This is a genomic window from Pseudaeromonas sharmana, assembly GCF_042649925.1.
Lineage (GTDB): Bacteria > Pseudomonadota > Gammaproteobacteria > Enterobacterales > Aeromonadaceae > Pseudaeromonas > Pseudaeromonas sharmana.
This window is the reverse complement of the sequence record NZ_JBHSAF010000001.1, coordinates 274,577-295,988: the sequence shown is the minus strand read 5'-3', so window position 1 is coordinate 295,988 and position 21,412 is coordinate 274,577. Positions and strand designations below refer to the sequence as shown.

The 21,412-nt window shown below is 59.4% G+C and carries 12 protein-coding genes; 6 read left to right on the top strand and 6 right to left on the bottom strand.

Going from position 1 to position 21,412, the window contains the following annotated elements; all coding sequences use genetic code 11:
• The first annotated feature begins 652 nt into the window (after positions 1 to 652).
• The 4 genes from ACFOSS_RS01365 to ACFOSS_RS01350 all read left to right on the top strand — a co-directional run bounded on the left by ACFOSS_RS01365 (position 653) and on the right by ACFOSS_RS01350 (position 5,786).
• Positions 653 to 1,186, top strand: a complete 534-nt coding sequence (locus ACFOSS_RS01365; protein WP_377150127.1) for a fimbrial protein — start codon at positions 653 to 655, stop codon at positions 1,184 to 1,186.
• Between the two features lie 150 nt (positions 1,187 to 1,336).
• On the top strand, positions 1,337 to 3,829 hold the full coding sequence (locus tag ACFOSS_RS01360) for a fimbria/pilus outer membrane usher protein (protein ID WP_377150125.1): 2,493 nt from the start codon (positions 1,337 to 1,339) through the stop codon (positions 3,827 to 3,829).
• Positions 3,826 to 4,869, top strand: coding sequence for a fimbrial protein (locus tag ACFOSS_RS01355; RefSeq protein WP_377150123.1), 1,044 nt, complete (start codon positions 3,826 to 3,828; stop codon positions 4,867 to 4,869). The genes ACFOSS_RS01360 and ACFOSS_RS01355 overlap by 4 nt, the downstream gene beginning before the upstream one ends.
• A gap of 191 nt (positions 4,870 to 5,060) precedes the next feature.
• A complete protein-coding gene (locus ACFOSS_RS01350; RefSeq protein WP_377150121.1) occupies positions 5,061 to 5,786 on the top strand; it encodes a fimbrial biogenesis chaperone in 726 nt (241 codons plus the stop codon).
• A 316-nt stretch (positions 5,787 to 6,102) separates the two neighbouring features.
• On the opposite strand, the gene ACFOSS_RS01345 is transcribed toward ACFOSS_RS01350, so the two are convergent.
• From ACFOSS_RS01345 to ACFOSS_RS01330, 4 genes are all read right to left on the bottom strand, one after another.
• Positions 6,103 to 7,626, bottom strand: coding sequence for a hypothetical protein (locus ACFOSS_RS01345; RefSeq protein WP_377150119.1), 1,524 nt, complete (start codon positions 7,624 to 7,626; stop codon positions 6,103 to 6,105).
• 206 nt (positions 7,627 to 7,832) lie between these two features.
• Positions 7,833 to 8,753: a DMT family transporter gene (locus ACFOSS_RS01340; RefSeq protein WP_377150117.1), complete on the bottom strand. Its 921-nt coding sequence runs from the start codon at positions 8,751 to 8,753 to the stop codon at positions 7,833 to 7,835.
• 121 nt (positions 8,754 to 8,874) lie between these two features.
• The gene (locus ACFOSS_RS01335) at positions 8,875 to 9,693 is read right to left on the bottom strand and encodes an AraC family transcriptional regulator (RefSeq protein ID WP_377150115.1); all 819 of its coding nucleotides are present in this window, start codon (positions 9,691 to 9,693) and stop codon (positions 8,875 to 8,877) included.
• Between the two features lie 35 nt (positions 9,694 to 9,728).
• Complete coding sequence (locus tag ACFOSS_RS01330) at positions 9,729 to 11,171, bottom strand: anti-phage deoxyguanosine triphosphatase (RefSeq protein WP_377150112.1); 1,443 nt, start codon at positions 11,169 to 11,171, stop codon at positions 9,729 to 9,731.
• 141 nt (positions 11,172 to 11,312) lie between these two features.
• Here ACFOSS_RS01330 and ACFOSS_RS01325 point away from each other — a divergent pair, with 141 nt between their 5' ends.
• Both ACFOSS_RS01325 and ACFOSS_RS01320 read left to right on the top strand, forming a co-directional pair.
• Positions 11,313 to 12,266: a LysR family transcriptional regulator gene (locus ACFOSS_RS01325; RefSeq protein WP_377150110.1), complete on the top strand. Its 954-nt coding sequence runs from the start codon at positions 11,313 to 11,315 to the stop codon at positions 12,264 to 12,266.
• A gap of 73 nt (positions 12,267 to 12,339) precedes the next feature.
• On the top strand, positions 12,340 to 12,954 hold the full coding sequence (locus ACFOSS_RS01320) for a LysE family translocator (RefSeq protein WP_377150108.1): 615 nt from the start codon (positions 12,340 to 12,342) through the stop codon (positions 12,952 to 12,954).
• Between the two features lie 126 nt (positions 12,955 to 13,080).
• Here the strand turns inward: ACFOSS_RS01320 and ACFOSS_RS01315 are convergent, their stop codons facing one another.
• Both ACFOSS_RS01315 and ACFOSS_RS01310 read right to left on the bottom strand, forming a co-directional pair.
• Positions 13,081 to 20,751, bottom strand: coding sequence for a tandem-95 repeat protein (locus ACFOSS_RS01315; protein ID WP_377150106.1), 7,671 nt, complete (start codon positions 20,749 to 20,751; stop codon positions 13,081 to 13,083).
• 123 nt (positions 20,752 to 20,874) lie between these two features.
• Complete coding sequence (locus ACFOSS_RS01310; RefSeq protein WP_377150104.1) at positions 20,875 to 21,408, bottom strand: phage tail protein; 534 nt, start codon at positions 21,406 to 21,408, stop codon at positions 20,875 to 20,877.
• Between the last annotated feature and the right edge of the window lie 4 nt (positions 21,409 to 21,412).

The window sequence follows — 21,412 nt, the reverse complement described above, 5'->3', positions numbered from 1 at the left end:
CGGTTGCCCCCCGACAACATCAGATTGCAGGCAAACAGAACCCAGCCGCGCGCTGGCGCTCGGACAGCCCCGCGCCCACCAGCAGCCGGACTATGGCGCTAGCTACGCCTCATCCATTGGCAATCGCGTAACGCGCATCTGCCGCTGCCAACTACGGGGCTGCCGGTTCGCACGCGGACATCGGCTCCCTCCGCGCTCGGCCAGGGCAAGGGCAGAAGGTTCCCGCTCGCCATCCACCGTGGCCATTCTTCATCTCCTCGTCTTGCGCGTCACAGCAGCACGCTGGCTTGACCATTCGTTTGCTGCTGGCACTGCCGACCTGAGCGCATGCCCAGCCGATATCGTCATGGGATCACCATTCATGGGTGGCGGCGCCAGGCGCATGATCTGGTTGTCTTTTCCTGCATGCTGCAGGGCGCATGGGCTGCGAATCATAACTAAATCACTGATTAATATATTTTTATTATTTTTTATGCCTGGTGCAAACCGCGTCACATGGCTAATTTTCCGCCCGACCCGTTATCTCAGCGCCCCGTGATTGACCGGGTGTGATGGCATGACGTGAACAACCGCTATACACAGCAAAAATTGACCTACATGCCCGCTTACGCATGCGACATGTCTATTTGAAATGACCTTATCGGAGTTTTATATGCGTTTACATACCCTCGCCTCGGTGATTGCGCTGACCGCACTGGCTCCTGCCATCAGCCAGGCAGCCGATGGCTCCATCACCATCAATGGCCGTATCGTCACCAATACCTGTACCATCAGCTCGGGGGCTGCCGGTAAACACGCTGTGACGCTCCCTACCGTCTCAACATCCGCGCTCTCAACCCCAAACGCAGTGGCCGGCCTGACTCCTGTGACCATTAGCCTGACGGGTTGTACTCCAGCCAATCACAAGGTTGCGCTCTATTTTGAGCCGGGAGCAGACACAGATATGGCAAATGGATACCTGAAAAATGGTACAGCCACCGGTAGCAATGTCGAGATTCAACTCCTCAATGCTGACAAGAGTGCCATAGCGCTGAATCTGCCGAAGGCAAACCAGAATAGCCAGGAAGTTGACCTCTCTTCAGGTGCGGCCAACCTGACCTATTTTGCCCAATACATTGCACCCACGACACCAGCCACAGCGGGCGATGTGACTGCCAGCACCGCCTTTACCGTCATCTACCCCTGATCGACCCCAGGCCCTTCGGGGCCTGTTTACCCGGACTCCCGCAGAGGCTCTTCATGTGCTCAAACCTGACAGTTTCTGGTGCCAGCTCATCGGCTTGTAAGCCATCACAGTGTTGCAAGGCCCGTTGCCATCGCAAGCCAGGAGAACAAAATGAGTCAGTGTAAGGAGTTCCGCCACAGCTCACTGCTGCTGTTCTTGCTGGTGCTGCCATCTATTAGCCATGCCGGGCAGCAAGCCCAGTTCAACAGCCAGTTTTTACGCCTGGGTAGCAAAAAAGCCCCCGGTGCCGAACTGGATACTCGCCGCTTTCGCACTGGTAATCCGCTGACGGCCGGCCAGTACCCCAGCGATATCTATATCAACGAACAGTTGGTCGGTCACGGCAACATTCGCCTGGCCGCGGATGCCTCAGGCAACGTCGCACCCTGCGTGGATGCTGATCTGCTGTCTCTGTCCCGCTACCGCCAGAGCGCCATCGCGACAACCGTGCAGCAGGCCCTGGCTCATCCCGGCGCCTGTCTGAGTCCAGAGCAACTCGATAGCGAGATCACCTGGCAATATGATGTGAGCGAGATGGCGCTGCACATGAGCATCCCGCAAAGCAAGCAACAAAAAACCAACACTACCGATACGGATCCAGCCCACTGGAACTGGGGAGAGCCCGTCGCCTATCTGGATTACAGCGCCAATCTGTATGGTAGCGACTCGCAGCAGAGCCACTTTTCCAGCCGCTATCTGGGGTTGCAGGCCGGTGTCAACCTGGGTGCCTGGCGTTTTCACCACCACTCCTCGTTGCAACAGAGCGATGGCAGCCAGCACTGGCAAACCCTCTCGGCCTATGGCGAGCGCAGCCTGCCGACCTGGCGCTCACGCCTGCGAGTCGGTCAGGGCTGGACCTCGGGCGCCTTGTTTGATTCCGTCAGCTATCAGGGGCTGGAATTAGCCAGCGATGAGCGCATGCTGCCCGAATCACAGCGTGGTTACGCCCCCACCGTATTTGGCATTGCCCGCACCTACGCCCATGTGAAAATTGAACAAAACGGCTATCTGCTCTACGAAACCAGTGTGGCTCCTGGCAGTTTTGCCATCGATGACCTCTCTCCCACTGGTTATGGTGGCGATCTCACCATTACCATCACCGAATCGGATGGCTCGGTCACCCGTTATAGTGTGCCATTTGCCACCACGCCGGGGCTGATCCGGGTGGGCAATACCCGTTACACCGCCACAGTAGGCCAACTGCGCGAGAGCCAGCAGAGTGACAAACCCCTGCTGGGCCAGGCCACAGTGCAACATGGCCTGACCAATCAGCTCTCCGTTTACAGCGGTATGAGTCTGATGCAAGGCTACAATGCCGAACTGCTGGGTGCCGGACTCAACACCCCGATCGGCGCCTTTTCACTGGATATGACTTACTCTTCGTTGCAGGGCAGCAGCAGAACCTTGCAAGGGCAAAGCTGGCGCGCCATCTACAGCAAGCAGTTTGCCGCCAGCCATACCAATCTGTCATTGGCCAGCTACCGCTATTCCAGCGATGATTATCGCAGTCTGCGCGAGGCGATCGAAGCCAGAGACGCCGAAGCAAGGCACCAGGTACCCGACCAGCCGCATACCCAGCAGCGGCTGGATTTGACCCTGAGCCAACCCATGGGGGAAGGCAATGTCTATTTTACCGGCAGCCGCACCCACTACTGGCACCAGCCGCACTCTGATACCAGTTGGCAATTGGGTTACAGCAACCATATGGGAGAGATCGACTACCAGATCTCGGGGCAACGACTGCGCACCAGTGATGGACATCAGGACAACCAGGTAACCTTGAACCTCTCCATGCCCCTGGGTGAAAGCCGCAGCCAGAGCCTGGATCTGCAGTTGACCCATAGCCAGCAAGGTGGCAATCAACTGCAAGCCGCCCTGGGCGGCACACTCGGTGAGCAGGATGAGTACAGCTATGGCATCACCGCCAGCCAGATGGCACCCAAAACAGGCGAAGCCATCACTGGCGTGGGGCTGAACAGCAGTTATCGCAGCCACATGGCGACCGTCAGCGGTACCTACAGCCGCGACAGTCAGCATCAACAACAATACTCGGCCGGCATTCAGGGCGCCTTGCTGGCTCATGACAGCACCATTACCGCCCTGCCTCACTTGGGAGAGACCTTTGCCATTATCGATGCTCCGCAGGCAGCAGGCGCCACGATCAAGGGGCATCCCGAGCTGAGCGTAGATGAGCAGGGCTATGCGGTTGTTCCAGACCTGATCCCCTATACCAGTAACCAGATCGAACTGGACCCTGAAGGGATCCAAGGCGATAGCGAACTGAGCAGCAGCAGCCAATGGGTGATCCCCGATGCGGGTGCCGCAACCCGACTTCACTTTGCCACCCATAGCGGCATGCCAGTGATCTTTAAACTGCGCGTTCCCCAGCAAGGCGCCGTGCCTTTAGGAGCTATTGCCGAGGACAGCAGCGGCGCCCAACTGGGGATTGTCGGTCAAGGCGGCAAGCTCTATGCCCGTCTGGCCCAACCCAGCGGCATCATCCACCTCGACTGGCAGAATCGCCATTGCCAGTTCCACTACCAGTTACCGAACAAGCAGCCAGGATTGCTGACACAAACCCCGCACCTGGAGTGTCAACCATGAGATCAGCCATGCCACAACGTCGTTTCCGCCCACACCCTGTTCTTGCGCTGCTCATCGCTTTGTGGATGCTGTGCTGGCATAGCAGTGCCAGTGCCCTGTGTGCCTGGGGGGATATGCCTGGTCCCAGCCATTACCGCGGCACAGCCAACCCGATCTCGGTCAATATGGCCTATCACCATACGGGGGATCGCCTCTCGGACATTGGCGGCATTCCAGGCACCAATAGTTGGAAAATCCATTGTGCCGGCAGCGAGCGGGCAGGTTATTTCAATCTTGTCGGTAACCAGCAACCCGCGATTGGCAATTCGGAGAAAGGAGCCATCTATCCCATTGCCGCCATTCCGGGTCTGGGTTACAGCCTGAGCGATACCAATCTCTACCACGGGCCGCAAGCCTCCTACTTCAACCCCTATGGCGCCATGTCGGCTCCTCGTGGCGATTTCTTTTTTGATAGCAACAGCAAGCTGCGGGTGGATTTCTGGAAGATTGGTGACACCCGGGCGGGTAGCTACTGCCTCTCTGCGGGGACACAACTGGGCTATGTCAAATTCTCCAATCTCGTCGTGCTGGAGGTGACACTGGCCAGACAACTCTGCCTGAATATCCAGCAACCTACCTGCGCTGTGTCCACCGAGTCGAAAAATATCACGGTCAATCTGGGTAACCACCTGCAATCCCAGTTTACGCGCCGGGATATGACCACCAGCAGCCGCCCCTTTAGCATTTCGCTCAACAACTGCTCTTATGTGCAGGCGGTAGATATCCAGTTCATCGGCAATCCAGACCCCGACGCCACCAATGCCGCGCTAAACGGCATAGTGCAACTGGATCATGCTGGCGGCGTCACCGCGACGGGAGTAGCAGTACAACTGCTTAACGATCACGATAATCCGTTAAAACTCAACCAGCCACAGACCGTATGGCAACACGTGGATGACCACGTGAATATTCCCTTTGCCGTCCGCTATATCCAGACCAAACCCCGGGTCACCCCCGGCCAGGCCAACGCCAGCGTGCAGTTTTTGATGAGCTACAGATAACGAGCTGATAAATGACAAAGGAAACCGATAGATGCGTCAGGGAACGACGCTTTTTATAATTTTTTATGGTTAGTCATCACAGATCTGACGTGGCTATTATCTGTGCAGTTTTCGGCAACATAAGGCCGCTGGCCGTTGCCGCCCGCCAACCGTCATCGCCCCCTTACCAGTGCCTTACCGAGGAGACCGCCATGCCATCATGGATCCGAACCCTGTTGAGCCATAGCTTGTTAATGCTCAGCCTGTTACCGGCCGCCACCCATGCCGAAGTGATCATCAGTGGCACCCGGATCATCTACCCGGGCAACAAGCGTGAACTGGCCGTACAACTCAACAATGTCGGCGAGCAGCCCGCCCTGATCCAGTCCTGGATAGACAACGGCAATGCCGATGCGCAACCGGAAGAGGAAGAGGTGCCTTTTGTGATCCTGCCACCCGTCGTTCGTATCGAACCGAAACAGGGACAGACGCTGCGGCTGATGTTCAGTGGTGCCAGCTTGCCACAGGACAGGGAGTCGCTGTTCTGGTTTAACGCGCTGGAGATCCCGCCACAACCAGAAGAGGGCAAGAGCAACAACTATCTGCAATTTGCCGTCAGATCCCGGATCAAGCTCTTCTACCGTCCGGACGGTTTGACGCCGAGCATCACGGAGGCGCCGGAGACGCTGCGCTGGTCGGTCGCCAAGCAGCAACTGACCATCCAGAACCCCAGCCCCTACTACATCACCCTCGCCACCGTCGAGTTGAATGGTTACCAACTGGCGGATCTCAGTGGCCAGATGCTGGAGCCCCATGGTCATTTGGTGACGGCGCTGACCGGCAAACTGGCCACCGCCAGTCACTTCTCCGGGCACTTCACCAATATCAATGATTTTGGTGCCAGCAGTGATCACTCGCTGACGATAGACAACCACTGATACGGCGCCTCAGCCCTCAGGGCGGTACCGCGCGCAGCACCAGACTCGGCCTTCCCTCGACGACGCCTGTCTCGACGGCGGGCTGGCACTGACAAAAATGGCAGCCCGGAACGGGCGACTGACAGGCTAACAGGCGGCAGCCGAATACGGTACCCGGCTGAAAAAAGCCGGAAGACTGCCATCACCCACGCTCCCCAATCCGCGGGGCTTGCGGGCGGCATGTCTGCCGCCCATGGCTGGGCTATCGGAACCCATCCGGCTTTACCGTTACCGTATCGAGCGCAGCCCGTTTCGTGGTGAACAACCAGCGTCGGGATCAAGGACTCTGGACACTGATCTTGAGTGTCGACACCAGAGGCAAGAACGCCGGACTATCCCAGTAATAAGGAATATCCAACTCACCTGCGGTTCCCGGTGTCACCGCCAACTCGCCAAGGTCGACGCGCCCGATGATAAAATTAGTCTCGTCAATCGATGATGGCGAGACAGTACAGCGCAGCTGTTGCTGGTTATTCTCCAGCTGACAGAAAGGAGCGCTCATAGTTAACGCCGGCAACTGGCTTATATCAAACACGATATCCGCCTTGACATCATTTAAGGCCAGAATATCTGTGTCACCGCTCCAGGTAAGCGTTGACATGGTTGTCTGCCCCACCACGAAAGAGGATGACAGCCACAGTTGATAAGACATGGCAGGCGGTACGCCATGGCTATCCAATGGCAGCCCTGCACCGAGGAATTCATGCAGATTGGTTGAGCCATCGCGGTCGGCATCCTGTGCCGCATCATCCAGTGCAGGATCAAGCCCGACCAGGGTTTCCCAGTCATCCCACATGCCATCGGCATCGCTATCGCGCAGGGACCTGATGCGCGGATCCTGCAGATAGGCTCGGGGAACATAGGCTCGCTTATAGCTCCCATCAACAGCAGCGCGAATATCAACACTCAATGTTGGTGTGTTCGCATAATCATTAAACAGGTCAACAAATCGCAATGAAATATAGGAGTCACGACCAAAAAAGTTAATAACACCGTGATCAGGAACCTGATAACTCTCATTATTCCATTGCGTATCCGTCATAGTGAAATAGCTATTTGAATAATCATCACCCAAGGTATTACTCAGGATTTCCAGATAGCCTTCTTTGCCTAAATAAATATTCCCAGAGAACGATTGATTATAATTAAGCCTTGAATAATTACAGGTTCGATAATTATCGATGTGGTCGAGATAAATATCATCTTCAGCCTGTTCGGCTTTATACAGAATATCCGTCACGATGCGCTGGTCACATTGTCCGGCATTGGTTACCGAGACGGTGCCGCGAACCTGTCGCGATACCCCTTGCTCCGATGTCTGCTGCAGGGCATTGGTGATCACATAATCCATCGGCTCATCGAGTACCGAATCCCAGCGGCTGATCGAGACCGTCTGCCGCCCATGAAACTCGATACCATCCAATAAGCAGTGCTCAAAGTCGAACGTCAAGGTGCCTTTACCACTGCTGTCGTTCAGGTTGCCACCAATGGACCCCTGCCCGGCGTCACAGGCAAACACGTTGTCCCGAGCAGATCCCATACGGGACACATTCTGCCGCGTCAGCGCCGCACCGGTGGCGCTTTGTGTCATGGCACTCATCACAGCCATGTCACTCCCCGGCTGTTGCAATGCCAGTTGCAGATAGCGTGGCGTCTCGTCATAGCTCAGCGTCATCGCCTGGCGACTACCACCATACTGCTCCAGCAGTGGCTGTGCCGGTTGGGTTGTCACATCGCCACTCCCTCCCCCGCCACAACCAGACAAGCCAAGGGCCAACATCACGGCAAATTGTTTTTTCATCCTTGTAATATCCCGTCAGTTACTGATTCAAACGGCTACAAGTTAGAGTAAATTTTCAACACCACAAGTGCCGGGAGGCACGAGAAATGCGAAGGGTGAGCACCGTCTCAAAACGTAAGCTTTTGTAAAGGATTTCAAGGTAATAGCAGATGTCGTGCCGCGACTGGACGGCTTTGCGCCGCCCCTTGCACCCTGTGTTGTTGCTGTCAGTGTCGTTTCAACTGGCTCATCACCACGCCACCGAGGATCAGCAAGGCAGCCAGGCTTTGCAGCAGCGTCATCGCCTCGCCGAGCAGCAGCCAGCCGACCAGAATTGCCAGCAGCGGTACCAGGTTGATGCTCAGCGCTGCTTCGCTGGCCGGCAGCACGCGCAACGCCATGTTATACAAGCCAAATCCCCCCAGGGTGACAATACCGCCCAGGTAGCCGATGGCCAGCCAGCCCTGCAGGTCGACGTGCCATAAACTCTCGCGGGCCAGCCATACCGCGGGCAGGTAAAACAGCACCCCGAGCAGGTTCTGCACGCCCGTCAGCCACCAGGTGTCATACCGATCGCTGAGCCGTTTGAGCAGCACCATGTAACTGGCAGCGCAGACCATGGCCATCAGTTGCAGACTGTTGCCGAGCAGCGGATCCGGTGCCGTCGCACTGCCAACGGCCGCCAGCGACAACAGGATGACACCGGCCAGCGAAATCAGCAGCCCCAACAGGGCAGGCCGACGCAGCCGTTCGCCAAGCCAGATCCGCGCCATTACAGCGACAAACAGCGGCACCAGCGCGGCAATGGTCCCGGCCTGGGCCGAGCTGGTATGGCGCAGCGCCTCCACCTCGCACAGGAAATAGAGGCACGGCTGCAGCAAACCGAGCACCAGCAGCCAGCGTCCATCGCCAGTCTGGTAACGGGGCCGCGGCAAGCGCGACCAGAATGGCAGCAAGACCAGCGAGGCCAGCAGCATGCGCAGTCCGATCAATGTCGCCGGACTCACCTGCTGCAGCGCCGTCTTCGCCGCCGCATACGAGGTACCCCATAGCAGCACGGCACCGGCCAGTGCCAGCAGCGCCATTCCTCTGTGTTCACCCTGCGCCGCTTGCACCTTGGGCGCGGTCAATATTGCCTGTTGTTCCATCTCACTGCTTCCTTAACCACCTGGATGACGCCGAGCATAGCCAGCGGCGACCAGGCTGTATGGAACAAAATTGCGCTGCCAACAAAAAAGAGGGCGAATTTGCCTGCGTCCGGGCGGCCGCTCAGTGACCCGACTGATAGCGGGCCGGCGTCGTGCCGACACAGCGCCGGAACCAGCGGGTAAAGTGGCTCTGATCACTAAAACCCAGCGTGTGAGCGACCTGGCTGATCGCCTGGCCGTCCAGCAACAGGCGCTTGGCCGCATCCAGCCGGCATTGCAGCTGATAGCGGTGCGGCGGCAAACCGTAACAGGCGGCAAAACGGCGGTTGAGGTGACTGGCGCTGATGCCACAACCGGCGCTGAGTTCAGCCAGCGGCACGGCCCGCGTCAGTTCACTGGCCAGCCGATGCGCGACCTGGAGCAGCCAGGGCTCAACCAGCGCGGCAGCGGACGGAGCCGTGTGCGTTGGCCACTGCGCCAGCAACTGCTGCAGCAGCGCGCGCAACGCCACCTCGCTGCTCGAGTCGGTGTGTTGTGCCGCCACTACAGCGGCCATCCGCTCCAAGGCAGAAAACAGCGGGCTCGCCGTCCAGACGGGTTGCCATGCCGGCATCGGCTCGGGCAGCGGCCACAGCGTCGAATCCAGATAAAACATCCAGTAGCCCAGCGGCATCATGCCTGCCGGGTTGCAGTCATGAACCACCCCGGGGGGGATCAGGACCAGATCACCGGCCTCGGCTTGCCAGTGCTGCCCCGACAGCTCAAAGCGGGTGCACCCTTCCAGCACGACGCCCAGCGACCAGCAGGCATGCCAGTGCGGCGCAAAGGTATGGCGGCGATAACGCGCGCGGCGTAATTCAAGCCCGGGACAGTTGGCCGGGCGCCAGAATACGACGTCGGCCAAGCTGGCGGCCTGCGTGGTGACCACCGGTGCTGGCATCGTGGATCCGCGTTCAGGGCGTGCTGACATAGGCGTTACCAGGGCTCGAAGATGGAGCCGTTGCCAGGCAAGAACAGACGCTGGTAGATGGCCGTTGCCTCACCGTCACTCATGCTGGCGATGTAATCGCAGACGGTGCGTTGCAACCATGCATCATTCCCCGGCTGCAGGCGTGCCGAAACGGCCCGCGGTAGCAGATCCACCGGGTTATCACGAAACGCCTCGAACAGGCCGGAGATGATCTTCTGCCCCTTGTACTCCAGCGTACGAATGCGCGGTTGGGCAATCACCTCATCGAAGACATAGCCCTTGAGCCGTTTGAGGATCGCTTCTGCCTCCGGTCGCAGCCGCAACCGGAAATCCAGCAACGGGTGTTCGAACTGGTTCAGGCGTACCGGCTCGGTCTGCTTGACCAGAAAGTTGACCAGATTGGTGATTGCCTGCTTGAGCAGTCGGGGCTCGCCGCTGGCAATCCGGCGCACAAAGTAGTCCCCCTCCCGCGGCTTGCTCGGCTTGTTGTCCAGCCGCGCCACCTCGCGCAGCAGATCGCCCAATTCGTCGGCCACCTTGTGAGGACTGAGTAGTCCGACCGCCAGCGCATCTTCCAGATCGTGTACGCCATAGGCAATGTCGTCGGCAATCTCCATGATGCTGCAATCCAGGCTCTTGTGAGCGGCGCGCAAGCCGCGGATCAAGATGCCGGCCTCGCGTTTTTCCACCTCGACCGGCTGACAGAAACGGGCCCGATCGGCGGCAGAAAATGGCGCCAGCAGCCAGTCCCGCACCTCGGCCTCATCATCATGAATGCACTTGGGTGGATGCCAGGGTGTCAGATTGCGTGGCAGCGACTCCGGCCGTGGCGGATAGCTCGGCGCCACCTCGGAAAACAGCACCGGATACTTGAGCACCGCCAGCAGGGTACGGCGCGTGAAGTCATAGCCGCAGCCGTCCGAGTATTCACCCAGCCGGCTCAACAGGCGCAGCGTCTGCCCATTGCCCTCGAAGCCACCGCAACCGAGCATGTAATAGTTGAGGATCTTCTCGCCATTGTGGCCAAACGCCGGGTGACCAATGTCGTGCGCCAGGCAGGCAGTCTCGATCAGGTGTTCGGGTGGCACCCAGGGCATCAATTCGCCCTGTCCCTCGCGCTGGCCGAACCAGGCCAGACGATTGGTCAACGAGGCGCCGATCTGCGCCACCTCCAGCGAGTGCGTCAACCGGGTGCGGAAAAAGTCGTTCTCACCGACCCCCACCACCTGGGTCTTGCCCTGCAGGCGGCGGAATGCCGCCGAGTGGGTGATGCGACTGCGATCGATGCGCGCCAGAAATGCCAGATCTGATGCCTTGACCTCGCCACTATCGGCTCGCCGCGATGCCGTGGCGTCCCCTTTTCTGCTGAGCGCTGCCGAGCGCCGCTCACCCCACTCACTTCCCGGTACCGTCATCCCAAACCCACCACTGCCCGTTTGCCACAGCATACGGCATCCTGGCTCACCAGAACACGGGGCAGCGACGACGCCGCTGCTGCACGCTGGCGTTAACGCAAAAAAAAGCTGTCCTGTCATCACAGGCCCGGCGATTCGGCTAACATGGTGCCACCGCGATCACGGAGAGCCACTGTGTCCCACGCCAATCTCAATCTGCTGACCACGTTGAAAGTGTTGCTGGAGACCCGGCATGTCGGCCGCGCCGCTGAGCTGCTTTGTCTCAGCCAGCCCTCGATCAGCAAGCAACTGGCGCAGCTGCGCCGCGACTTTGATGATCCCCTCCTGGTTCGCGAAGGCGCTGTCTGGCGACTGACCCCAAGGGCCGAGGCATTGCGACTGGAGATAGGCCCGACGCTGGAGTCTGTGCAGCGGCTATATGCCCCTCCCCGCTTCGACCCTGCCGCCTGCCGGCGCACCTTTCGCCTCGCCTCATCGGATTATGTCGCCCAGTACATATTGCCGCAGATAGGTGCCGCACTGACGACTGCCGCCCCGCTGGCCAGTCTGGAGTACCTTCCCTGGGACAAGAGTCAGTTGCCACATCTGGCCGAACTGCCGCTGGATCTGGTTTCCACACTGACCGAGCACCTGCCGAGCGGGCTGGTCAGCCAACCACAAGGCGAAGATGGTCTGGCCGTCCTGATGCGCACCGGCCATCCCTACGCCGCCCAGCCATTGACACGCGGTGTTTATCTGGCCGCGCGTCATATCCGCATCAGTGGCGGGGGGGACAAGGAGGGGCCGGTGGAAAGCGCATTGGCAACCTCTGGAGCAGCGCGTCGCTGGTTTGCTCAGGTGCCATTTTTCCAGGCTGCCGTTGGCTTGCTGCAGCACAGCGATGCGCTACTGACCACGCCGGCCCATATCGCCTGGCAACTGGCTCGCGATCATAAGCTGCTACTGCGGCCACTGCCGTTCCCCTGCTCCCGTCAACACTACCACCTGATCTGGCCGCAACGCCTGACCCATGATCCGGCACACCAGTGGTTTCGTCAGCTGGCGTTCGGCTTTCTCAGCGGCCATCTGCATGCCACCGCCAAGGCGGCATCCGCAGCCCTGCATCATTACCAGATGGAATCACGCTGATTCACATATTTCATTTCAGGCATAATGCAAGCTGGGCTAGGCTGATGCTCCACCTGAACCACGGAGAACAACCATGACATTGACCACCTGGCTCGCCCTGGCAGCCATCTGCTTTATGGGCGCGATCAGCCCTGGTCCTTCGCTGGCGCTGATCATGCGCAACACGGTACGCGGTGGACGCTGGCACGGAATGGCCACCGGACTGGGTCATGGTCTGGGAGTGGGCTTGTATGCCTTGATCGCCGCCTATGGTCTGGCGATGCTGTTGACGACCACGCCCTGGCTGTTCCAACTGGTGCAATATGCCGGCGCAGGCTTCCTCGCCTGGCTCGGCGTGCGCAGTCTGCTGGCCAAACCCGGAGCCGGCCCCGCAACCGAACAGCAAGCACAGGCAACACGCTCACGCCATCTCGGCGCCCTGGAGGGCTTTGCTGTCGCATTCCTGAACCCGCAACTGGCGATCTTCTTCGTCGCGCTGTTCAGTCAATTTGTGCATGCCCACACCGGCTGGACCGAAGCGCTGCTGATGATGCTCACCGCCGGCGGTATCGATGCACTCTGGTACTCCCTCGTTGCTGTGGGTCTCTCTCATGGCCCGGTATTGGCCTGGTTACGCGCCCAATCGCTACTCATCGATCGCCTCAGTGGCCTGGTGCTGCTCGGCATTGCCGCCAAGATTGTCCTCTAGCGGCACGCCCCTTCTCATGCCCCCCGTGGCAACAGGCTCTAGTGTCACTCGACCGCGCCTGACGACCTCGCACACATAACAACGCCGGGATCTCCCGGCGTTGTTATTGATGAGATGCAACTGAGTTTAGTGATGCAGCGCGCCGGGGCTTCGACGGCGATAGCGCCGCAGTGCCCACAGGGCCAACAGTGATGCACCGCCTAGCGAGCCGCTCCCCTCGTCAGCCACATCATCCGCATTCGAAACCGAGACGGCCCCCGGATCGGCGATGCTGGCATTGACGACACCATCGGCATCATTCGGGCCGCCATCTTCCAGCGTCAGCTGCACACAATAGTGGCCTGCCGTCAGGCCGGACGTCCATTGCGCATCTCCCGGCGGTGGGCAATAGCCGAGCGAACCCGGGGCCGAATGCAGTTGGTTGTTGTCATCTTCGACCCATGTCCGCCAGCGGCCATTCAGGAACTTGCGGTAGACCGCATTGACCGGAATGGCCTCGTTCAGCGGAATCACCACACTGGCACTCTGACCCGCCGTCGGCAGTTCGGCGATCTCGAAATCGAAGATGCCGCCCACCGGCGTGAATTGACTGTCCTGGCTCACGGATGGCAGTGATGCCAGCTCACTTGCCAGCAAACGGCTGCCGCTGGTGCCGTTCTGCAAGGCATACTGCCCCAGACGGCACAGAACGCCCGGCTCGCACTCCATGACAAAGGCTTCCGTAGTCGCCAGCGCTTCCGGCAACAGGTTAGAGGTCGATAGATTGTCGAGATAATCAACGATTCCGTCGCCATCACTGTCCGCCACCCCCTCGTCCGCGTCACTCAGCCCATCGCCGTCGGTATCCGCTTCCGCCGACAGCGCTGGCAAGCTGGCGACGACGCGGAAATAGAAGGCATGGAGCGTGCTGGCCCCCTGACTGTCCGTGACCGTCACCTGAACCGGATAGACCCCTTCTGCCAACGCAGTCGGGTCGAACACCAGTGTCGCATCCGCCGGGTTGGCATCGCTATCGACCACCTCGGCCGCCGTCCCACGCCAGTCAAAGGTGTGCGTATCGGCCGGATTCGGATCCAGCACTGTGGCCGTTACCGTCACACTGCCCGCGCTGGGTGTCACCAGCATGGTCTGCCGACCATCTTGCTGCAGCGACAGCCCGACCTGGGGTGCCACATTGCCCGCCGTCACCGTGATGACATGGGCATGCTTGGCGCCGGCGTTGATGTCATGGAGATCCGGGGCCGCAGGATCGTAGCCAGCCGCCAGATCCTGCTCGTCACTGGTCTCATCATCCAGACGCACCACCAGCGTCTGATCGCCGCTAGCGGCAGCGTCAGCCCCGAGAGTGACTGAAACCGGCAGCGCCGTCTGTCCGGAGGTAAAGGTCACACTGCCCGCCTGCAACGAGTGCTGGGCAGAGGGCAGGGTCGAGCTGTCATCGATGACATAAGGAACGGTGAATGGATAATCCGCTGCCGGACCATTCAGAATGATGCTGAAGCTCAGGCTTTGACCCGGTACCGCCACCTGATCCTTGCTCATCGAGACCAACGGACGGACCCGGACCAGTTGGGTCACGGTGCCGACATTGCCCTTGCGATCGGCGGCCTGATAAACCACCTCATGGCGGCCTGGGGCCAGCAACAACTGGTTATCAACCATGCCATCAATCGTCACGCTGCAGCAGGCGGCACCATCGATGTTGTCGCTGACGAGCGCTCGCAGCGCGGTCGTCACCTCCTCATCACTGACGGTCTCCGCCAGCCCCAGCAGTTTACGCAGCGTGACCGGCGTGAACCGCCCGCTGGCATCCACAGTCACATCGGCCACCGCAGAGACCACAGGCGCCGTCGTATCCAGATAATCGCTGGCATCGTGCGGGTTGGTGCCGTCGCTGGACTCCTGCTGGTTGCTGACCCCATCCTGGTCCGCGTCGGCACTGGCATCTGTCGGATCCAGCGGGTTAAAGCCGTGATCGTCTTCGTAGCCATCGCTCATGCCATCGTTATCGTCATCGCTATCCACGATATTGGCCACACCATCGCCATCCAGATCCGCCAGCACCGTCAGCGCAAATGCCGGCAAAGCCGTTTGTGCCGAGCCATCACTGACCGTGAGCACTATGTTGTCATATTGCCCCGCCTGACCGATGGCCGGGGTACCACTCAGTTCACCGGTTTGGCTATTCAGTGTCAGCCACGCTGGCAAGCCGGTTGCCGTCACGGTCAGCGCATCAGCCTCCACATCGCTGATGACTGGTGCAAACTGGTAGCGAGCCCCTTCCAGCAGCGTGGCAGCGCCACTGCCGCTGATCGTCGGTGCATCATTGACCGCCCGCACCGTCAGCGTGACCGCCACAGCCGGAGAGCGTGCGCCTTCGTTATCAACGGCCTGATAACTGAAGCTATCATGGCCATTGAAATTGGCGGCCGGGGTATAGGTCACGGCTCCGTTACTGCCTACATCCAGAGAGCCCGACGCCGGCTGCGCCACTATCTGCACATTCTGCAGGCTGCCATCGATGTCGCTGTCGTTATCCAGTAGATGAAGCGTCAGCGCGCTGTCTTCATCCAGCGAGCCCTGATCGGCGTTGGCCAGCGGCGCATCATTCACCGACTGAATAGTCAGCGCGACCGAGGCCACATTCGACCAGGCCCCCTGATCATCCTGTACCCGGTAGCTGAAGCTATCATCGCCGACGGCATTGCTGGCCGGGGTATAGCTTACCGAGCCATCCCCCGCACCGACTGTCACGCTGCCATGCGCAGGCAGGCTCACCAGCTGCACACTGGCCGGCACCAGGGTGCCGTCCACATCGCTGTCGTTACCCAGCACATTGATACTCAGGCTGGCATCCTCCTGCAGCGTAACGCTATTATTGGCCGCCACTGGCGCATCGTTGATGCTGTTCACCGTCACCGTGACGCTGGCAGCGTTCGAGGTTGCCCCTTCGTTATCCTGCACCGCGTAGCTGAAGGTGTCCTGGCCGAAGTAGTTTGCCGCTGGCGTATAGACCAAGGCACCGGTCGCGCTATTGAGCAGGACCTGGCCATGCGCTGGCTGTTGCAGCAGCGTGACCGTAGCCGGCACCAGGGTGCCATCCAGGTCGCTGTCATTGGCCAGCACATCCACGCTGACGACGTTATCTTCGTCCGTGGTGGCCGAGTCATTGGTCGCCAGCGGCGCATCGTTGCTGCTGCCGACGTTGATGATCACAGCAGCCACGTTGGATACGGCCCCCTGCTGATCGGCCACGGTGTAGCTGAAGGTATCGCTGCCATTAAAATTGGCGGCTGGCGTATAACTGACCTGACCATGACTGATTAGCGCCGTACCGTGCGCCGGTGTGGCCACCAGAGTCAGGGTCGCCGGATTCAGACTGTCACCGCTATCGATATCGCTGTCATTGGCCAGCACATCGACCATCAGCGCCGTATCTTCGGTGGTCGAGTCGATATCCGCCACCGCCAGTGGCGCATCGTTGACCGGCTGTACCGTCACGCTGACCGTCACGACATTGGAGTCGGCACCGTAAATGTCCTGCACCCGATAGCTAAAGCTGTCGCTGCCGTTGTAGTTGCCAGCCGGCGTATAGCTGATAACGCCGGTGCCGGTGTCCACGCTGGTCGTCCCATGCTGAGCGGCGGTGACCACGGCGACACTGGCCTTATTCAGTGCACTGTCGGCATCGCTATCATTGGCCGTAACATCCACCTGCACCGCCGAATCTTCCTGCGTCGAGGCCGTATCGGCCTGCGCCACAGGCGCCACATTGGCCACGGTGAAGTTCAGTGTGGTCTTGTCGCTGATACCGGCATAGGCATTACCTGCCGTATCCAGCAACGCCTGAGCACCAACCTGCAGATAATAACTGTGGGTTGGCAGCAGTGTGGCCTGCGGATCCAGCGTGAGCGTATTCCCGGAGAGGGTCACCCGCGCAGAGCCGACGGCATTGGCCTCGACCAGCGCGTCATTCGCCGCATCATAGATGGCAAGCGTGCCGCTACCGGCAGAGAGGGTTTCACTGAACACCAGTTGCACATTGGCATCAAACGCCACCCCGGTACTGTTATCGGCAGGCGAGCTGCTGCTGAGCGTCGGCGCCACGGCATCCACCAGCACGCCGCTGGTACTGCCCACGCTGTTCAGCGTCAAGGTCGCATCATTACCAACCCCGTCTCTGAGGGTACCGCCATTGGCCGACAAGGATCCGACCGCAACACCATCCGTGTCGAGTTCTCCCGCCTGAATCAGGTAGCTGAAGATCAGTGTCGTTGAACCACTGCCACTGACATAGCTGGCCTGAACCGGGGAACTTCCTACCGTCAATGCCAGGTAAGGCGTGCCACCGCCGGCATCCACCGTCACCGCTTTGCTGAAGTTCACGCTAAACGCGAGACTCTGGCCGGTAATATAGGTTCCATTTGCCGGCACACTGACGCTGCTCACCACCGGAGCCGAGGTATCCACCAGCACGGCGCTGGTACTGGCAACACTGTTCAAGGTTAAGGTGGCATCATTCCCTACAGCATCCTTCAGCGTGCCGCCGTTGGCATCTAACGTACCGACCGCGATGCCGTCAGCGTCGTTGTCGCCATATTGGACCGTATAGCTGAAGGTCACCGCCGCCGAACCGCTGCCACTGTGATAAGTGGCGTACCGAGTACTGCTGCCCAGCGTCAACGCCAGACGCGGGGTGCCGCCACTGGTATTCACCGTCACCGCTTCACTGAAATTGACCGTGAAGGAGAGCGTCTGGCCGGCGATATAGGTAGCCGCAGCCGGAACCGCCACACTGGTCACTGTCGGTGCCACTGCATCCACCAGCACACCGCTGGTGCTCCCGACGCTGTTGAGCGTCAGCGTGGCATTATTGGCCGCCGCATCCTTAAGGGTGCCGCCATTGAGGCCCAGCGTACCAACCGTTATACCATCGGCATCGTTCTCGCCACTTTGTACCGTGTGACGGAAAGTCACGGCAGAAGATCCGCTACCGCTAACATAACTGGCATAGACAGTGCTGCTGCCTACCGTCAGGGCTATCTGTGGCGAGCCAGTGACAAAGACGGGCTCATCGAAATGGATCGTAAAATTGAGAGGTTCACCCGTGACATAGGTGCTATTAACAGGCACTGCAACACTCGTTACCGCTGGCGCTGTGGTATCAACCAACACGCCGCTGGTACTGCCCACGCTGTTGAGAGTCAACGTGGCACTATTGCCCACGGTATCCTGAATAGTGCCACCATTGAGATTTAAGCTCCCGACGGTAATGCCATCGCTATCACTATCACCGGATACGATCGTGCGACGGAAAGTTAATGTGGTCGTATTGCTACCACTGACATAGCTGGCCTGATAGGTGGCACTGCCCACGGTTAACGTCAGGTAAGGTGTACCGCCGCTAGTATCCACCGCAACCACCTTACTGAAGGTGACGGTAAAATTGAGGTTCTGGCCCGTGGTATAGGAGCCATTGCCGGGAACCGCAACGCCTGTCACGCTCGCAACCGTGGTATCGACAGTCTCATTGCTGGTATCGCTGGTGGTGGTCATGTTACCGGCATTATCAGAGGCCGTGACCGACACATTGCGGTTGCTGGCATTGATAGCTCCGGCTACCAGGGTATAGGTCGCCGTCCAGGTGCCACTGCTGTTGCTGGCTGCAACGGCGGCACCGCCACCAAACTGCGAGAAGTCAACCGTGACATTACTGATGGTATCGCTGTTGTTATCCCCGCCTGCGGTATTGTTCCAGGTGGCGGTCACCGTATCGCCAATCTTGAAGGCACCACCAGTTCCACTCGCCCCACTGAGGCTAATTTTTGCATCGGTCACCGTCGGCGCGACATTGTCGACGCTGGCATTGGTGGTATCGGCAGTGGTAGTTGTGTTACCGGCATTATCGGTAGCAGTGACAAACACATTCCGGTTGGTCGCATCAACTGCACCTGCGACCAGCGTATAAGTCGCTGTCCAGGTGCCACTGCTGTTGCTGGCTGCAACGGCCGCTCCGCCGCCAAACTGCAAAAAGTTAACTGTGACGCTACTGATGGTATCGCTGTTGTTATCGCCGCTGGCGGTATTGTTCCAGGTCGCGGTGACGGTATCGCCAATCTTGAATGCACCACCGGTTCCGCTACCACCACTGATGCTGATATTGGCATCTGTAACCGTCGGTGCGACATTGTCGACGCTGGCATTCGTGGTATCGGCAGTGGTAGTCGTGTTACCGGCATTATCGGTAACCGTGACTGACACATTCCGGTTGGTCGCATCAACAGCACCTGCGACCAGCGTATAAGTCGCCGTCCAGGTGCCACTGCTGTTGCTGGCAGCCACCGCAGCGCCCCCGCCAAAAGCAGAGAAATCGACTGTTACCGCGCTAATATCGCTGTTGTTATCCCCGCCTGCGGTATTGTTCCAGGTGGCGGTCACCGTATCGCCAATCTTGAAGGCACCACCAGTGCCGCTCGCCCCACTGAGGCTGATTTTCGCATCGGTGACCATCGGCGCCTGATTGTCTACTGTGGCATTGGTCGTATCGACTGTCGTTGTGCCACCTGAGCTATTGTTCGCCGTCACCGACACATGACTGTTGATGGCGTCGATGCTACCGGAGGTGAGGGTGTAAGTTGCCGTCCAGGTGCCACTGCTGTTGCTGGCAGTCACGGCCGCCCCGCCGCCAAATTGGCTGAAGTCCATTGTGACGCCGGTAATGCCACTGTTGTTATCGCCGCTGGCGGTATTGTTCCAGGTCGCGGTCACGGTATCGCCAATCTTGAAGACCCCACCGGTGCCCCCACTGATACTGATATTGGCATCGGTGACCGTGATGGGGATCACCGGCGCGTCAACTACGATGTTGTCCACCAGCAGATCCAAATCTGAACCTGTGATACGCACCTCGTCAATGTTCCCGAACTCGCTGAAGCCGCTGGTATTGATAGTGGAACCGGAATTCAGGGTCACCGACTGGCTGCCTATCTCGGAGCCACTGAGGTAGGCATGCAAGACGACGTTCGTACTGCCCTCACCAGCACCTAACCAGATGGAGTTGAGCTTGAAGGTACTGCTCCCCACGATGCGGACCTGGGTGACCTCATTCGCAATTTTGCTGACCACATACAGCCCTCTGGTATCAACATGAGAGAAATAGTTGTCAACCGTCAGCTCGTCACCTGGCGTTGGATCTGTGCTGTTGCTGTGGAAGGTGAAACTGCCAATGGTCTCCGCGCTGCCGTAGACAGTGCCAATCGCGATGCTCTCAAAATCCTGGCTGGCGGGGGTCAACAGCTGCTGCAATTGGGCAACGGGAGCACGGTTAGGCGTCAGGCCCTGGCCGTATTCCAGGGTCAGGTTGCCTCCCAAATCGGCGGGGCCAGTGGCATCGGTGGAGGCCAGCACGGGGCGAGCGATGGCAGCTGAGAGGCGATCAACCAGTTGATGCCCCTGACCCTTGGCCACCTCGCAGCCCCACAGCTCCAGCTGGGCGTCGGCGGTCAGTTGATGGCGCCAGGCCGCCAAAAAGTCCGGATGCGCAGCGAGGAACGCCAGATCGAGCCGCTCTGTGCCCAGTTGCAGGGCACCCGGTTGGCCGTGGCTGATGAGGCTGACCCTGGACCAGCGTTCACCAGTCAGGGCACCGGGCAGATCGTCGAGCCCGTGCAGACGCCTGAGCTCAACACCAGGCTTTGCCTGGATCTTTGATGCCAGATCGGCATCCACCAGCACCAGCTCCTTGGCGCTGCCGGTGAAGGCAACCAGTAATCCCAACCATAGCCAGGCTCGACTCATGGCAATCTCCTCAACTCAAAAAGTGGTCATGGCCCCTGGCCATGCCAGAAATTTAACAAAAACAGCGGCCCGGTATGGCGGGCCACCGTTTGCCCTCACGATGAGAGGGGCTCTGTGTGCCCGTCAGGAGTGCACGGGATATTCGCCATCGTCCAGACAGATGATGAAATTCAGCCCCAGGTAGGGCTGCATGTTGTTGTGCGATTGGCTGCCCCCTGCTGCGGCCAAGGCTTGAGGGGACATCTGGGTAAGCTGGCTACCAGTTCCGTAAAGTGGTGGCGCTTGTCGGCCAAGGCCAATTTGGGCCCAAGATGCCCCTTGCGGCCCCTGGCCTGCCTGCCCGACGCCACTGACGGCACAGGCCTGGTGGTTGTGGCTGGGTATTTGAGCGGCGCTCAAGGTGACGCTGCTACTGCCGACCTGCTGCCCCAGTTCTCTTGCGCTCAGACCTGCTCCCTGGCCCCAGTGTATGGGCGCCCGGCCTCTTAGGTCGGGCAGGGCGAAGGTGCTGGTGCCATTGCCGCCGTAGGTGGGACCAAGAATGGAGAACAAGGCCTGGTATTGCACAATTGGCAGAATCTGACCGTCACAGAAGGCCCAGCCATATGGCGCGAAGTTGCCGGCAAACAGGCGGATCTCGCCGAGATAGGCATCCATATTA